The organism is Arthrobacter sp. B055-34, from assembly GCF_059090425.1.
Genome location: NZ_JBNHFQ010000010.1, coordinates 150,109 through 166,290, shown reverse-complemented (window position 1 = coordinate 166,290; position 16,182 = coordinate 150,109). Strand labels below are relative to the sequence as shown.

Genomic DNA, 16,182 nt, shown 5'->3' with positions numbered 1-16,182 from the left:
CTACCTATAGATGCTCACCAGGATATGTCTGCACTGAGCACTCCAACTTGAAGAAATCTCAGAGACCGACACGACCGCTAGAGACGCAAGGAAGACCCGTAACTTCGCGTGCCCATTGGAGTCAAGACCGCTTCGAAACAGCCCGAGACGAGCCGGTGTCCCGGCCGGCGGCACGTATACGTTGTCCATGTTTCCAGCCCGCCAGGCCTGGCCCGCCTAATGCAGAACCCGAATGAACCGGCAAGCAGCAACGACTGTCGCCTCAGAAGCCTGACGAGAGCAGCAAGTTACTAGGTTTTGCAGCGTCCTCGCGGCGACGGAGTTGCGACTGGCAGTCAGTGGCAGCCTCAAACAGCATGAGAGCTGACATGGAACTCATACAGTCGGCGATCTATGGGCAGTTCTATTGGCCCCCATCAGATTGACCGAGGCGTCTGGCGCCGAGGGGTACGCTTCTCATGTCGAAGGTACAAGGTAGACGGACCCACGGGTTTCACGTGAAACACAGGCCCGCCCTACAGAAGTGCGTTCCTCTGACGTGGTCCCGCCTGCCGAAGGAACAGGATTGAAATTCGTTGCATCTGGCAGCCTGCGCAGCTTCGTCTTGAGCACCAGAGCGCCACTCGGTGGAGCCGATAAGTCACCATATCGTGGATCGCGAAACTTCAAAACCAACCCGTACCAACAACTCAATGGAGTTTTTTCACTTGTCCGGAAACCAAAGTCGATGAGTGCACACACTGAGAGAAACCTGCCTATCGGGGAGGGTCAGCGTAAGGATATGAAACTATTCCTAAGCCAATACTGTGCCGGTGACGACGTCAAACTGCCTTCTCGCTTCCACGTGAAGCACGGTAGCCCAAGCGGCAGAAGAGTAGGTGCCGCCTGATTTCCACGACTACCCTTCTCAAGCGGTATATTGCTGACTGTCGTCAAAGGTCTCCTTGAAAATTGAGTCGAAGCAATCTTCGCTCCGTACTACTTCGATCTGCCGCAGTCGTTTGATGACGGCAGTGCCTGTTCGAACCCGGCAACAGCGGGGGCTTTCGTTGAGTAAGCAGACGTTCTCAATGACACAAGTCGTAAAACCGAGAACTACGGTCCCCGCGACGTCACCGGTCTGGAAGGTCTCGTGGTCTGGAAGGTCTCGTGGCGTCCGCAAACACCCCAGAATGTACATTGGTCGGCTGGTCCCCGCGGTCTAAACAACCTCGACAAGGCCGTCGATGAGAACCCGGTCGGCTATGACGGCACGATCGACATCATCCTGTCAGCCGACGCCGTTCCCCATGGTGAATAAAGGACGCGGCGTCGGATCGACATCCGCCTAATCGAAGGCCGGCCCACGGTCCAGGCTGCGATGAGCATTCTGCACGCGGGCGGCAAGTTCGGCGGTGGCAGTTACGCGCTTTCCGGCCCTCTCCACGCTGGCGGTATTTCGATGGCTGGTTCAGTTTCTTCTTCCGCATGGAATGTATCCCTCACCTGCACCGCTGACAGGGTGACTGCTCAGACAGCAAAAGGCTCTTTCAATCGAGGGTTCGTTACCATGTTCCACGTGAAACCAAATCTAAGACGAGACTGCTCGGGACGACTCCACCCTGACCTTCGCAGTTTGCCGGAACACAGTAGGCACATAGCCAAAAGGGTAGGAGCCACTTGACTGCGGAACCTACCCTCCCAGGCATCAATTGGGTACTGAAACTAACCGTCGCTATTTGGACTCAGGACGGTCATGATTCTGTTCAGGTCATCAACACTCGCGAACTCAATACTGACCCGACCCTTCTTTGCGCCCAGGGTAATCTTCACACTTGTATCTAGCCGATCAGAAAGCGAAGTGGCGAGATAGTCCAACCGCTCATGGCGAGCACCGGCTCGAGGCTTTGATTCCCTCTTTGGCCTACGAAGTCCATCGCTGAGTGAGACTATCTCCTCAGTTGCCCGGACGGACAATCCTTCAGCAACAATCCGTTGAGCGAGCTTCTCCATTTCAGCGGGATCTGCAAGCGCGAGCAGGGCACGCGCGTGCCCTGCAGATAAAACACCCGCTGCTACACGACGTTGTACCAACGGCGGCAACTTCATAAGTCGGATCGTGTTGCTCACTTGGGGGCGCGAGCGACCAATGCGATCAGCCAACTCGTCATGTGTACATCCGAAATCTTCCAGCAATTGTTGATATGCGGCCGCTTCTTCAAGCGGATTAAGTTGACTTCGGTGTAGGTTTTCGAGGAGCGCGTCCCGGAGTAGATCGTCATCGGTTGTCGAACGGATAATAGCCGGAATGGTGTCCAATCCGGCTTCTTGAGAGGCACGCCAGCGCCGCTCGCCCATAACCAGTTCATACTTATATTCGCCAGTCTCACCCGATGGTCGGACAACAATGGGCTGCAGGATGCCGATCTCGCGGACCGAGTGCACCAATTCCGCCATGTCTTCTTCATCGAAGACTGTCCGCGGCTGCTTCCGGTTAGGGTGGATGGACAGGATCGGAACTTCAGCGAATGTCGCCCCTGGCACCTCTACAAGTGTTTCACGCGAAACATCATCATCGATTTCCGGGGCATCCGACTGTTCGACAGCTTCCGCCATCTCCTGTTCGGCTTCCTCAGCTGCCACTAAAGTGGCGGAAGACTCAACCGGAGTCATCGCCTTTGCCTCAGGTTCCACGGGAGCTACCACTGAGTTTTCATTCTCATGAGCTGCGGAGCCTGGCTTCGTCTCAATCTCCGCCTCCGCACTATCCGTGTCCGGAGACGGTTTTACCGAAGCCTTCTTTATGGGTTTGCGTGCAGACGGAGAGTTCTTTCGGGGTCCCCGAAGGACCTCGGCGACCTGCGCCGCCGAAGAGGCACCGCCTCGTTCCGATTGGGTGTTCAGGAATGGCGAGTTGTCTTCGTCGCGACGGGAAGCTGCCGGGAAAAAAACATCGACGGGACGACCACGGCGGGCAGCTGCCGGACTGGGCTCGGTATTCTTCTCTTCTGTGGCTACAGGTGAATTCGGAATCAACGCACCCAGGCCCCTACCCAAACCGCGGCGTTTCTCACTCATCAAGGGATCCTTCCTGAATGCACGCGAATGCGAGCATTTTTCTGACTAGGAGCTAAGTCTACCGTTGAGAGTTGGAGTTACTTGGATTGCCGCCCGCGCTCGGCAATTTCTGCTGCTGCTTCCTGATAAGACAGAGCACCGCTGGAGGATGCATCATAGGTGATGACTGTCTGTTGATAACTCGGCGCCTCGGAAATACGTACGGATCGAGGTATGACCGCGCCCAGAACCTGATCCGGGAAGTGCTGGCGCACTTCCGCGGCAACCTGCGCAGCCAAGTTTGTTCGACCGTCGTACATCGTCAGGAGAATAGTTGAAACAACCAGGTCCCCGTTGAGGTGCTTCTGGATCATCTCGATATTGCTGAGGAGTTGGCTGAGACCTTCCAATGCGTAGTATTCACATTGAATAGGAATCAAAACTTCTTGCGCAGCTACGAAAGCGTTGACGGTAAGCAGCCCCAGACTCGGTGGGCAGTCGACGAAGACGTAGTCCAACCGTTCCTGTCCCGCGGCTGCGCGTTCCTTCGCGTACACGTCTATGGCGCGACGCAGTCGCTGTTCCCTGGCGACCAATGAAACGAGTTCAATCTCCGCGCCGGCCAAATGGATCGTAGCCGGAGCTACGATGAGGTTCTTGATGTCCGGGCACGGCGCCAGTACGTCAGCCAACGGCAGGTCATTAATGAGGACATCGTAGATGCTGTCCACATCCGCGTGATGCTCGACGCCAAGAGCGGTCGAGGCGTTACCCTGCGGATCAATATCCACGACAAGAACGTTCAGACCAGCGGCGGCCAGGGCAGCGGCAATGTTCACCGTCGTGGTTGTCTTACCGACGCCACCTTTTTGGTTGCTTACTGTAAGAATCCGCGTTTCGCTGGGCCTCGGTAGGTCGCGTCCCTGCAACCTTTCGCGGCGCCGGTTCTCGCTGGCAAGCTCACGCGCCAGCGGTGTGCTTTCATCGATCGAATCCATAACGCTGGGAACCGTCGACTCGACCTTCATTTCCGTGGCACCGGTAGCCGATGTTTCACGTGAAACCTCGATGTTAGTCATTAATTATCGACCTTTATGAGTTGAGTGAACGAAGAAAACCAGCCTCGGAGCCGGTCCCGTGATGAAGTGAAGCTGCGTCCCGCAGAGCGCTCGTCTCCCAAACCCACCAGAACTCGCTCACTTCCCTTATCTCCGGCTTTAGTGACTCTAGACTATCTGCTGGCACTCCAGAATGACGACGACCCCACGCAGGTGTGGGTTATTCGTCAGCGGAGGAATCAGCGGCCAACCACAATACGTACAACGGTCGTGGGTTCCTCAAGGAGATCTTCCCCAACCGTCACAACCGAAGTGTCAGTGCCGCCCAGCTTGCGGATTACCTTTGCTGCCTTCTCGATTTCTTCTGCCGCGCTTCTCCCCTTGATGGCTAGGACTTGCCCATGGCCTTCCAAGAGCGGAATCGTCAGGGGCGCCAACTTGTTCAGGGCAGATACGGCCCGCGCCGTTACAACATCTGCTTTGACCTGTCCTACGGCCAGTTCTGCACGGCTACGCAGGACCTCCACGTTGTCTAGGCCTAGGTCTTCGATAACTTCGTTCAGCCAAGTGACCCTGCGCTCCAGGGGTTCTATAAGGGTGAGCCGTAGGTCAGGCCTTGCCAGGGCGAATGTGAGTCCGGGCAAGCCAGCACCGCTTCCGACATCCGCGACATAAGCGTCGGCGGGGATCAGTTCAGCTACGACCGCACAGTTCAACACGTGTCGGCTCCAAAGACGCGGAACTTCTCGGGGACCCAACAAGCCACGTTCCATGCCCGATGTCGCCAAATGCTGCACGTAACGTTCTGCCAGCGCTGTTCGGTCTCCGAATACCGACGACGCCGCCGCCTTTTCTTTCGGCGTTATTTCAACCACGTATATACCTCAATAAGTAGGTCAGGCCAGCGGCGGCAGGACTAGGAAGCCAGCGAGACGACGATGTGGCGGTTGGCTCCTTCGCCTTCTGACTCGCTGGCCAACCCGAGGTCAGCCACCACATCATGGACGATCTTCCGCTCATAGGCACTCATCGGTGCCAATGCGACCTCTTCGCCGGTCTCTTTCGCCTTGGTGACGGCGTCCTGAGCGATCTTGTGCAGTTCGACGCTACGTTCTTCCCGGTAGCCGGTGATATCAAGAACAAGCCGCGATCGGTTCTCCGTGGACGTCAGAACGGCCAATCGTGCGAGTTCCTGCAGTGCCTCAAGAACTTCGCCTTCACGGCCGACCAACGCTTCAAGAGCATCGTTGTCGTCCTCTTCGGAAACGATCGAGATGTAGGTGCGCCCGTTGCGGACTTCGATGTCGATGTCGCCATCAATATCGGCGATGTCGAGCAACTCTTCCAAGTAGTCCGCAGCTACGTCGCCTTCTTCTTCCAAACGGCTCGCGTTGTTGGACTGCGTGGCCGACTCTTCGGATTCGGCTTCCAGGGCCGACTGATTGGCAGATGTATCGGAGACGCTCTCGGTGCTCATTTTCTCTTCCTGTTCTTACGCTGGGGCTGCGGTCGCTGCACCTTGGTGGCAGCCGGGGCCTCGACGGCCGGTTCCTCGGACTTCTTCTCGCCCAGGAGGGGGATCATGGGAAGTCCCTTCTTCGCACGGCGTTCAGCCAAGGCCTTGGCAGCGGGCGACCCGGGGGTGGGCATCCGCCTGATCACAAGGAACTGCTGGCCCATGGTCCAAAGGTTGGTGGTGGTCCAGTAGATGAGAACACCAATGGGGAAGTTGATTCCGCCGATGCCGAAGACCAGGGGGAGGATATAGAGCATCATCTGCTGCTGGCGCATGAACGGGCTGGCCAGTGCTTCCTCGGACATGTTCTTCGACATGATCTGCTTCTGCGTGATGAACTGCGAGGCAGTCATCGCCAGAATCATGATGATCGACAGCACGATGACGGCAACTTGGTTGTCGCCACCGCCGCCGTGAAGAAGTGAGGCAGATAGGGGTGCACCGAAGATGGTGGAGGCATCGAACTGCTGAATGTCCTGGGCGGACAAAGCACCGATACCGCGGCCTTCGTCGCTAGCCCCAGACGCCTGGCTCAATACCTGGAACAAGGCAAAGAAGAACGGCATCTGGATCAGCATCGGTAAGCAGGCCGAGAACGGGTTGGTGCCGTGCTTCTTGTACAGGGCCATTTGTTCCTGCGTCATGGCCTGGCGCGAGAGCTGGTCCGTCTTACCCTTGTACTTCTGCTGAAGCTTACGGAGATCCGGTTGCAGCGCCTGCATTCCGCGCTGCGCCTTGATCTGCTTGACGAATACCGGGATGAGAGCAGCCCGGATGACGAGCACCAGAGCAACGATGGACAGCGTCCAGGTCCAGCCGTTCGCCGCATCCATTCCCAAGGTGGTGAACAGGTCGTGGAACGACCGCATGATCCATGAGACCACCCACATGAATGGGAAAAGTATGGTGTTCAGGAAATCCATTACTCGTTAGCTCCTCGGGCCGCTTGGACGGCCTTCATCGTCGGCCGGAATCTCCGGGTGATTCAGCACAATAATCCGTGGCGTTCCAGCGGGATTCTCCCGAAGCAGACGCTCATAGTAAGGGGACAACGGCAAGTGATCGACGCCGCCGTCGTTCCAGGGGTGGCAACGCGAAAGCCGACGCACCGCAAGCCAGGTTCCCTTCACGGCTCCATGGACGGTCACCGCTTCCAGCGCGTAGGCCGAACAAGAGGGGAAAAACCGGCACACTTGTCCGTATACAGGAGAAACGACTTTTCGGTATGCCTTTAGCAAACCGATCAGCGAGTTCTGCGGCAAGGCCCAGAGAAAACGCGCCGCGGAAGAAGAAGCAGCGGCAGGAGGCTGCACCGGCGAATGGCTTGTTGCGCTCATTCGGCGGGTCCTCTCTGCTCGGCCGCGGGCAGTGCCGCGCGGAACTTTGACGTCGCTGCTGCAAATGTCTTGCGGTAGTCATTGCTCAGAGCGCCGAAATCTGCGTTCGCTGCCGGAGGCAATGCCCTGACGACAACAGAAAGCCCCTGTGGATAAGCCCTGAGACTGTGCACCGCGATTTCCCGCAGTCTCCGTTTAACGAGATTGCGGGTTACAGCGTTCCCCACGGCCTTGGACACGATAAAGCCGAAAGTGCTCGGCTGGTCCAGGGCAGTGGGAACCGCGTATAACACTAAGTTCCGACGCCCAGAGCGGGCGCCGGAACGTACAGTTGTTGAAAAGTCTGCCGAAAGGCGCATCCGGTTTTTACTGGACAGCATGACAATGAAAGCTGCCTATTCCGCTGCGCGGCTGCTGAAAGACAAAGCAGCCGGATTCGACAAACGGCAGCTGGTTAGGCCGACAGTTCGGTACGGCCCTTGCCGCGGCGCGCTGCCAGGATGGCACGGCCGGCGCGGGTACGCATGCGAAGGCGGAAGCCGTGCTTCTTGGCACGACGGCGGTTATTCGGCTGAAAAGTCCGCTTGCTCACGGTGGTTACTCCAAGACGATCGACAGATGCGCCTCAGCCCGTTGCAACAAGGGGAAGTAACAGGCGGACGCTCTATTGGGCATCTGCTCTGGCAACCTCACAAAAGGCATGGGGGTATGCACAAAGCAGACACGAAGGACTACATAACGGTAGGGGTTAGAACGGCGTTCCGTCAAACCAGCACTCTGCCGTTGATATCCACCGGTGTGGATAAACACCTGTGGACAACCTCTTGTCGAACGCTTTTGCCGCCGTCGGCCGCATTAGTTCACCTAGGCCACTTTCCAGCTATCTTCTACCAGAATCATCATCTACTCTTGGCAAGAGCACTTTATCCACGTCTGTGTATAACTCTGTGGATGAAGGTCCTGGATCCGGTAAAACGGGAAGTGGAGGAATTTGCATTACTGCTATTTGAGGGGTTTTCGGTGGATACGGACCAGATAAACGACGTCGGAAGCTCCTGGCGTAAGGTGGTTCGCACCTTGGAACGGGACGACAGAGTCAGTCCCCGGCAGCGAGGTTTCGTAGTCCTCGCCCAGGCCAAGGGCTTGATTGGAACCACGCTGTTGGTAGCTGTTCCCAATGAACTTACTAGGGAAGTCTTCCAATCCCAGCAGCTCAAGGAGCCCTTGCAGGATGCCCTCCGCGATGTCTTCCAGGACGAGATCCTCTGTGCATTCTCTGTGGATACGGACATGGTCACGCAGACGGAACCGGAACCCGAACCGGAAGTTGCACCGTCGCCGGCCAGCACCGCGGGTGACGAAGTTCGCGCACAGCCCACTCCGCCGAGCACCTCGCACGAATTCGGCCGGCTCAATCCGAAGTACATTTTCGACACCTTTGTCATCGGCTCATCGAATCGCTTTGCACACGCCGCTGCCGTGGCCGTGGCCGAAGCACCTGCAAAGGCCTACAACCCGCTCTTCATCTACGGTGATTCAGGGCTGGGTAAAACCCACCTGCTCCATGCAATTGGGCACTATGCCCGGCATCTCTACAACGGGATCCGCGTCCGCTATGTGAATTCCGAAGAGTTCACGAACGACTTCATCAACTCCATTCGGGACGATGAAGGTGCGAGCTTCAAACAGTTGTACCGGAACGTGGATATTCTCCTCATCGATGACATCCAGTTCCTGGCCAACAAGGATGCGACGCAGGAAGAGTTCTTCCACACTTTCAACGCACTGCATAACCACAACAAACAGGTGGTCATCACCTCAGATCTTCCGCCGAAGCAGCTTTCCGGGTTCGAGGAACGGATGCGCTCACGTTTCGAGTGGGGCCTGCTGACCGACATCCAGCCTCCAGAGCTGGAAACCCGAATCGCGATTCTGCGCAAGAAAGCCATCAGTGAAGGCCTGTCCGTCCCGGATGAGGTGCTTGAGTACATCGCGTCCAAAATCTCTACCAACATCCGCGAGCTCGAAGGCGCGCTGATTCGCGTCACTGCCTTCGCAAGTTTGAACCGTCAGGCCGTGGACATGGGCCTGGCAGAAATCGTCCTCAAGGATTTAATTACCGACGACGGGGCACAAGAGATCACGTCGACCACGATCTTGGGTCAGACTGCGGCCTACTTCAAACTTAGTCTTGAGGAGTTGTGCAGTAAGTCGAGGACCCGCACGCTCGTGACCGCCCGGCAGATCGCCATGTACTTGTGCCGGGAGCTGACGGACATGTCACTACCAAAGATCGGTCAGGAACTAGGTGGCCGAGATCATACAACCGTCATCCATGCTGATCGAAAGATCCGGGAACTGATGGCAGAGCGTCGCGCGATCTACAACCAGGTCACCGAGCTAACCAACCTCATCAAGCAGCAGCAGCGCGAGAGCTAAGCCTTAAAGACCACTCCCCAAATACCTTCAGACCCTCGACTATTTCTGAAGCTTATCTTTCAGACCCTTGGACCGGTCCGAAATTAACAGGTGTGGATAAAGCTGTGGATCATTAAGTGGAGAACCGCACTTCATCGAGGGATAACTACAGGGTCGCCTGTGGATCCCAATAATCACAAGGATTCTTGTCCACACGACCTCACAGGCACTGACGGAGGAACTGCACATCTTGTGAACAGGGCGACTTCGCCAGCAGCCGCGGCCAGAAGCAGTTATCCACAGTATCCACAGACGTTATTAACACTACGAATCCCATCTATTCAGGCTTTTCCAAATAACATTTGACCCTGACGATCCAAGCTCTCCGATCCCTGATGCTCTGATCCACCGAAATCCACCTCCGGTGTGAGAATGCCTGTCTGGCGGCTAAGCTTGCACAGAGAATTGTTGTCATTGGTCGACAGCAGCCGCCGGTTCTTTCTGCCGGGAAGAGCGGCAGAGCTGTCACCACTGGCATTCCCCGGCATGTACGTTGTGAAAGGCGGCACACTTCAGTGAAGTTCAGAGTTGATCGGGATGTCCTGGCCGAGGCCGTAACCTGGACAGCCCGCTCGCTGTCGCCGAGGCCTCCTGTTCCCGTACTTTCGGGCTTGCTCATCAAAGCCGAAGCCGGCATGGTCAGCATCGCCAGCTTCGATTACGAGATATCTGCCCGGCTTCAGATTCCGGCGGATGTGAGCGAAGAAGGCACCATTCTCGTTTCCGGCCGGCTCCTCGCGGACATTTCCAGGAGCCTGCCCTCGGCCCCGGTCGATGTCGCCACCGATGGCACGAAGGTGACCTTGACTTGCCGCAGTAGCCGATTCAACCTCGCAACCATGCCGGTCGGGGACTACCCCGAACTGCCATTGCTGCCGGATATCAGCGGTGTTGTTGATGGAGAAGCTTTCGCAGAAGCGGTTAGCCAGGTGATCATCGCGGCGAGCCGGGACGACACTCTGCCCATACTGACCGGTGTCCGTATGGAGATCGAAGACGACCTCATCACATTGCTCTCCACAGACCGGTACCGTTTGGCGCTGCGCGAGGTAGCTTGGCGGCCGGCCACACCCGGTATCTCCACCAGCGCACTGGTCAAGGCAAAGACCTTGAACGAAGTTGCCAAGACTCTCGGCGGTTCCGGCGATCTGAGCATTGCGCTTTCGGACAATAGCGAACTGATCGGTTTCGAAAGCGGCGGTCGCCGAACCACTTCACTGCTCGTCGACGGCGATTACCCGAAGATCCGTTCGTTGTTCCCGGAAAACACACCCATCCACGCAACGGTCGAAACCTCGGTACTCGTTGAGGCAGTACGCCGCGTATCTTTGGTGGCCGAGCGCAATACGCCCGTACGGCTGGCGTTCACCGACGGGCAGCTCTCGCTGGATGCCGGCACGGGCGAAGATGCCCAGGCTTCCGAAGCAATCGAAGCAGCCTTGTCCGGAGATGAAATTACGGTCGCTTTCAATCCGCACTACCTGTCGGAAGGCCTCAACGCCTTCAGCAGCAAGTACGTCCGGTTCTCCTTCACCACGCCGCCCAAACCTGCGGTTATGTCGGCGCAAGATGACCTCGAAGGCGAAGACAAGGAAGACTACCGTTACCTGCTGATGCCGGTACGGTTGCCAAACCAATAGCCGAAAACAGCAAGAACCTCAGTCCAGACCCGCGCCGCTAGTCTCAACCACAACCGGGAAAGAGTGATCGTTATGCACATCGGCCTCATTGGACTTGGGAAAATGGGCTTCAATATGCGCCAACGCCTCCGGGACGCGGACATCGAGGTTACTGGCTACGATCGCAATCCTGAGCGGACGGATGTTGAATCGGTCGATGCGCTGGTGGCAACTGTTCCGGCCCCGCGGATTATCTGGGTGATGGTCCCCGCAGGGGAAATCACGGATTCGGTTATCACTGATCTGGCCGGAAAACTTGAAGCCGGAGACCTGGTTATCGATGGCGGGAACTCCAAGTTCACGGAAGACCAGAAACATGAAGCACTGCTGGCGGAGAAGAACGTTGGTTTTGTCGACGTCGGTGTCTCCGGCGGTGTGTGGGGGCTGGCCAACGGTTATGGACTAATGGCCGGCGGAGATCCGGACCGCGTCCAAGCAGCCATGCCGCTGTTCGATGCACTGCGTCCCGAGGGACCACGGGAAGAAAGCTTCGTTCACGTCGGCGATGTCAGTGCCGGCCACTACGCAAAAATGGTGCATAACGGCGTTGAATACGGACTCATGCAGGCCTATGCCGAAGGGTACGAACTGCTCGAAGCCAAGGACATCATCAAGGATGTCCATGGAACGTTCCGCGCCTGGCAAAAGGGCACGGTCGTCCGCTCGTGGCTGCTGGATCTCATGGTCAAGGCGCTTGAAGAGGACCCGGGACTAAGCAAAATCGGCGGCTACGTGGAGGATTCGGGCGAAGGGCGCTGGACTGTGGAAGAAGCCATAGCCCATGCCGTCCCGGCGCCCGCGATTACCGCCGCACTCTTCGCCCGGTTTGCCTCACGGCAGGACGCCGCCCCCGCCATGAAGATGGTCGCGGCCCTGCGCAACCAGTTCGGCGGACATGCCGTCCGCGCACCCGGCGCCCGAAACGCCGCAGAACAGCACAATGACAACCAGAAGTAGCCGCTGCTAGGTGTTTGTAGAGTATTTATCCCTGACTGATTTCCGGACCTATACCCAACTGGATATCCCCTTTACGGCCGGAACCACTGTATTTGTGGGCTCAAATGGCGTCGGCAAAACCAATATTGTCGAAGCGATCGGCTATCTGGCGTCCCTGTCCTCGCACCGCGTCAGCACGGATGGTCCGCTCATCCGCTTTGGCGCAGAGCGGGCTCTTGTACGTGCCAGGGTTGTCCGCGGCGGCCAGTCCACTTCCCTGGAACTGGAGATCAACCCCGGCAAGGCCAACCGCGTCCGGATCAACCGCGCGAACCCGGTCCGTGCCCGTGACGTCCTGGGGATCCTTCGGACAGTTCTTTTCGCACCGGAAGACTTGGCACTGGTCAAGGGCGATCCATCCAACCGGCGTCGTTTCCTTGATGAGCTCCTGGCGAGCCTGGTTCCGCACCATGCCGCCACCCGCAGCGACTACGACCGCGTCTTGAAACAGCGCAACGCGTTGTTGAAGTCGGCGCGTGCCAGCGGCCGGTTCACCTCCACGCACGAATCCACCCTGGAGGTCTGGGATCAGCACATGGCCCAGGCCGGTGCGGCACTGCTCAAGGCGCGGCTCGAACTGGTCGAACTGCTGCAACCGCATGTCGCCGCCGCGTACGCATCCTTGACCGATGGTTCGAAAAAGGCCGCAGCCATTTACCGTTCCACTATCGACCTGCAGCTTTCGGACGAGGGAGAAATAGAGAACGACGGCGGTGCGCAGGATCTCCCGTTGAGTTCGATGAGCGTCCAGGAACTGGCTGGCAAGTACCTGGAGGCATTCCGGGCGCAGCGCAAAAAGGAAGTGGAGCGCGGTATTTCCCTGGTCGGCCCGCATCGTGACGAGCTGGAACTCGTGCTCGGCCCGACGCCAGCCAAGGGCTATGCATCCCACGGTGAAACCTGGTCCCTTGCTTTGTCTCTACGGCTGGCTTCCTACTATGTGCTCCGTGAAGACGACCAGACTCCCGGGGCTGCCCCGGTGCTGATTCTTGACGATGTTTTCGCCGAACTCGATACCCAGCGACGGGATAAACTGGCCGGGATCGTGGCGGGTGCAGAGCAAGTCATCGTCACGGCAGCAGTAGTGGAAGATATCCCTGCCGCCCTAAGCGGCGAGAAGCTGACCGTCATTCCGGGAGGGGTGGATCAGTGATGGTAACCGGAAAACGTCCCGCTTCCACACCCCGGGACAACCAAGGGGAACATGCAGGTCTGCCGGCACCCCGGACCGGCCCCACCCAGCCCGAGACAACACATCACGACGAGGTTGATGCCGCCAAAGCAATGCTTAGCCGGGTTCGTGAAGCGGCCGCAGGCCGTGGCGAGATCCGCACCCGGTCTGCCACCCGCCGTCGTACGCCGTTGCCTCATCCTGTGAGCGCAACGTCGAAACAGGATTCCGGCCGGGATCCGAGGGGCCTCGGATCGGTCTTTGGCCGTTTGGTCCAGGACCGGGGATGGTCTTCGCCGGTGGCGGTCGGATCTGTCATTTCCCGCTGGGACGAGCTGGTGGGGGCAGAGATTGCGGCCCATTGCCGGCCCGAGAGCTTCCAGGACACAACGGTCCAGGTGCGCTGTGATTCCACCGCGTGGGCGACGCAGTTGCGGTTGATGAGCCACGCGTTGCTCAAACGCTTCGATGAAGCGCTCGGTGCAGGCGTTGTCACCAAAATCCAGGTCCTCGCTCCGTCCGCGCCGAATTGGCGCAAGGGTTATCGGACCGTCAGCGGGCGCGGCCCGCGCGATACTTACGGATAAACTCCACAACATCGAAAGGGGCTCTTGCGAAATGCGCAGGAGCCAAGTAGAGCACTCAGAGGGCCGCCACCTATACACCGACCCATAACAGGCCCCCTCAATGCGGGAAAAGGCAGTTTCTTGCCCGTCCAGGGCCTGTTCATGCATAATTCGACGCCGCGACACGCTAGAATTAGGTGGCGGCGCCTTTCCCTGCTGGGAGGGCGCCCAAACATGAGACGGAACTTGAGGAGTCGACGGCAACTGTGGCGCAGGAGAATGAGCTGGAAAATACCGGCGCAGAACCCCAGGAGACAGAGGGCGTAAAACCCAAAGACTACGGTGCCAGCGACATCACCGTTCTGGAAGGTCTCGAAGCGGTCCGCAAACGCCCCGGTATGTATATCGGCTCCACCGGTCCCCGCGGTCTGCACCACCTGGTCTATGAGGTAGTCGACAACTCCGTCGATGAGGCACTGGCCGGCTATTGCGACACGATCGATGTCACGCTGCTGGCCGACGGCGGCGTGCGCGTGATCGATAACGGGCGCGGTATCCCGGTGGATATGCACCCGACCGAGGGCCGGCCCACAGTCCAGGTTGTGATGACCATCCTGCATGCCGGCGGCAAGTTCGGCGGCGGCGGATACGCGGTTTCCGGCGGCCTTCACGGCGTCGGTATTTCCGTAGTTAACGCACTGTCCTCACGCGTGGAGACCGAGGTGCGCCGGCAGGGATTCGTCTGGCACCAGTCCTTCGCGGACGGCGGCAAGCCGGTGGGAGACCTGCGCAAGGGCGAAGCCACCGAAGAGACCGGCACCCAGCAGACGTTCTGGCCGGACCCGACGATTTTCGAATCCACCGAGTTCGACTTTGAAACCCTGCGGGCCCGCTTCCAGCAGATGGCGTTCCTGAACAAGGGACTGAAGATCACGCTCACGGACGAGCGGCATCCCGAGGACAACGTCTCCAACAGCGAAGACGTGGATCTGGACCACCCGGCCACCGAGGTTGAAACCACTCCGGAGCACCGCAAGGTTGTCTACAAATACGACAACGGCCTGCTGGACTACGTTACGCACCTGAACTCTTCGAAAAAGGTGGACATCATCCACCCGGAGGTCATCGCCTTCGAAACCGAGGACACCGAGCGCAAGATGTCCGCCGAAGTGGCCATGCAGTGGACCACCTCGTATTCGGAGAGTGTCCACACGTATGCCAACACGATCAATACCCATGAGGGCGGCACCCACGAAGAGGGTTTCCGGGCTGCCATGACCTCGCTGATCAACCGGTACGCGCGGGAAAAGAACATCATTAAGGAAAAGGATGACAACCTTACCGGTGATGACATCCGCGAGGGCTTGACCGCCGTCATTTCCGTCAAGCTGGGCGAGCCCCAGTTCGAAGGCCAGACCAAGACCAAGCTCGGCAACTCGGAAGCAAAGGGCTTTGTCCAGCGCGTTGTTACCGACGAACTCGGCGACTGGCTGGAGCGGAACCCCGGTCCCGCGCGCGATGTCATCCGCAAGTCGATCCAGGCATCCCAGGCCCGTTTGGCCGCCCGCAAGGCGCGCGAGTCCACGCGGCGCAAGGGACTGCTGGAGTCCGGCGGCATGCCCGGCAAGCTGAAGGACTGCCAGTCGAAGGATCCGTCGAAGTCGGAAATCTACATTGTGGAGGGTGACTCGGCAGGTGGTTCGGCCGTGCGCGGCCGCAACCCCGAGACCCAGGCCATCCTGCCGCTGCGCGGAAAGATCCTCAACGTGGAACGGGCGCGTCTGGACCGTGCATTGGGCAATGCCGAAGTCCAGGCCATGATCACCGCCTTCGGTGCCGGCATCGGCGAGGATTTCGACGTCGAGAAGGCCCGGTACCACAAGATCGTGCTGATGGCAGATGCCGACGTTGACGGCCAGCACATCACCACCTTGCTGCTGACCTTGTTGTTCCGCTACATGCGCCCGCTGATTGAAAACGGTTATGTCTACCTGGCGCAGCCGCCGTTGTACCGCATCAAGTGGTCCAACCATGCGCACGACTACGTCTTCAGCGACCGGGAACGCGACGACGTAATCCGCAAGGGGCTGGCCAGCAACCAGCGCCTGCCCAAGGAGAACGGCATCCAGCGCTACAAGGGTCTGGGCGAGATGGACTATACGGAACTGTGGGACACCACCATGGATCCGGATAACCGCACGCTGCTGCAGGTGACCATGGATGACGCCGCGGCCGCGGACCAGATCTTCTCCGTGCTGATGGGCGAGGATGTCGAGTCCCGCCGCACATTTATTCAGCAAAACGCCAAGGACGTGAGGTTCCTGGACATCTAGCGATGGCCGGCC

At 58.4% G+C, this 16,182-nt stretch carries 14 protein-coding genes; 6 read left to right on the top strand and 8 right to left on the bottom strand.

Features of this window, described 5'->3' with window-relative positions; all coding sequences use genetic code 11:
• Nucleotides 1-1,704: 1,704 nt before the first annotated feature.
• The 8 genes from AC5RWO_RS18190 to rpmH form a co-directional block, all read right to left on the bottom strand.
• Nucleotides 1,705-3,057, bottom strand: a complete 1,353-nt coding sequence (locus AC5RWO_RS18190) for a ParB/RepB/Spo0J family partition protein (RefSeq protein WP_498732901.1) — start codon at nucleotides 3,055-3,057, stop codon at nucleotides 1,705-1,707.
• 77 nt (nucleotides 3,058-3,134) lie between these two features.
• A complete protein-coding gene (locus AC5RWO_RS18185) occupies nucleotides 3,135-4,115 on the bottom strand; it encodes a ParA family protein (RefSeq protein ID WP_498732900.1) in 981 nt (326 codons plus the stop codon).
• A 218-nt stretch (nucleotides 4,116-4,333) separates the two neighbouring features.
• Entirely contained in the window at nucleotides 4,334-4,969 is a 636-nt protein-coding gene (gene rsmG / locus AC5RWO_RS18180; protein ID WP_498732899.1) for a 16S rRNA (guanine(527)-N(7))-methyltransferase RsmG, read from the bottom strand.
• Between the two features lie 41 nt (nucleotides 4,970-5,010).
• Nucleotides 5,011-5,571 (bottom strand): Jag family protein, encoded by a 561-nt coding sequence (locus AC5RWO_RS18175; protein WP_498732898.1) that lies wholly within the window; start codon nucleotides 5,569-5,571, stop codon nucleotides 5,011-5,013.
• Nucleotides 5,568-6,533, bottom strand: coding sequence for a membrane protein insertase YidC (yidC, locus tag AC5RWO_RS18170; protein ID WP_498732897.1), 966 nt, complete (start codon nucleotides 6,531-6,533; stop codon nucleotides 5,568-5,570). Before yidC ends, AC5RWO_RS18175 begins: the two co-directional genes overlap by 4 nt.
• A gap of 6 nt (nucleotides 6,534-6,539) precedes the next feature.
• Entirely contained in the window at nucleotides 6,540-6,947 is a 408-nt protein-coding gene (yidD, locus tag AC5RWO_RS18165) for a membrane protein insertion efficiency factor YidD (protein WP_498732896.1), read from the bottom strand.
• Nucleotides 6,944-7,327: a ribonuclease P protein component gene (gene rnpA / locus AC5RWO_RS18160; protein WP_498732895.1), complete on the bottom strand. Its 384-nt coding sequence runs from the start codon at nucleotides 7,325-7,327 to the stop codon at nucleotides 6,944-6,946. The genes yidD and rnpA overlap by 4 nt, the downstream gene beginning before the upstream one ends.
• Nucleotides 7,328-7,401: 74 nt before the next feature.
• Nucleotides 7,402-7,539 carry a 50S ribosomal protein L34 gene (gene rpmH, locus AC5RWO_RS18155; protein WP_003800212.1) on the bottom strand — a complete coding sequence of 46 codons (138 nt, stop codon included), beginning with the start codon at nucleotides 7,537-7,539 and terminating at the stop codon, nucleotides 7,402-7,404.
• Nucleotides 7,540-7,967: 428 nt separating this feature from the next.
• Between rpmH and dnaA the strand changes: the two genes are divergently transcribed.
• The 6 genes from dnaA (at nucleotide 7,968) to gyrB (ending at nucleotide 16,170) form a co-directional block, all read left to right on the top strand.
• A complete protein-coding gene (dnaA, locus tag AC5RWO_RS18150; RefSeq protein WP_498732930.1) occupies nucleotides 7,968-9,386 on the top strand; it encodes a chromosomal replication initiator protein DnaA in 1,419 nt (472 codons plus the stop codon).
• 554 nt (nucleotides 9,387-9,940) lie between these two features.
• Nucleotides 9,941-11,065, top strand: a complete 1,125-nt coding sequence (dnaN, locus tag AC5RWO_RS18145) for a DNA polymerase III subunit beta (RefSeq protein ID WP_498732894.1) — start codon at nucleotides 9,941-9,943, stop codon at nucleotides 11,063-11,065.
• Between the two features lie 72 nt (nucleotides 11,066-11,137).
• Nucleotides 11,138-12,061, top strand: a complete 924-nt coding sequence (gnd, locus tag AC5RWO_RS18140; RefSeq protein WP_498732893.1) for a phosphogluconate dehydrogenase (NAD(+)-dependent, decarboxylating) — start codon at nucleotides 11,138-11,140, stop codon at nucleotides 12,059-12,061.
• Nucleotides 12,062-12,071: 10 nt separating this feature from the next.
• Entirely contained in the window at nucleotides 12,072-13,253 is a 1,182-nt protein-coding gene (gene recF / locus AC5RWO_RS18135; RefSeq protein ID WP_498732892.1) for a DNA replication/repair protein RecF, read from the top strand.
• Nucleotides 13,253-13,858 carry a DciA family protein gene (locus AC5RWO_RS18130; RefSeq protein ID WP_498732891.1) on the top strand — a complete coding sequence of 202 codons (606 nt, stop codon included), beginning with the start codon at nucleotides 13,253-13,255 and terminating at the stop codon, nucleotides 13,856-13,858. The genes recF and AC5RWO_RS18130 overlap by 1 nt, the downstream gene beginning before the upstream one ends.
• A gap of 263 nt (nucleotides 13,859-14,121) precedes the next feature.
• Nucleotides 14,122-16,170, top strand: coding sequence for a DNA topoisomerase (ATP-hydrolyzing) subunit B (gyrB, locus tag AC5RWO_RS18125; protein WP_498732929.1), 2,049 nt, complete (start codon nucleotides 14,122-14,124; stop codon nucleotides 16,168-16,170).
• Nucleotides 16,171-16,182: the final 12 nt, after the last annotated feature.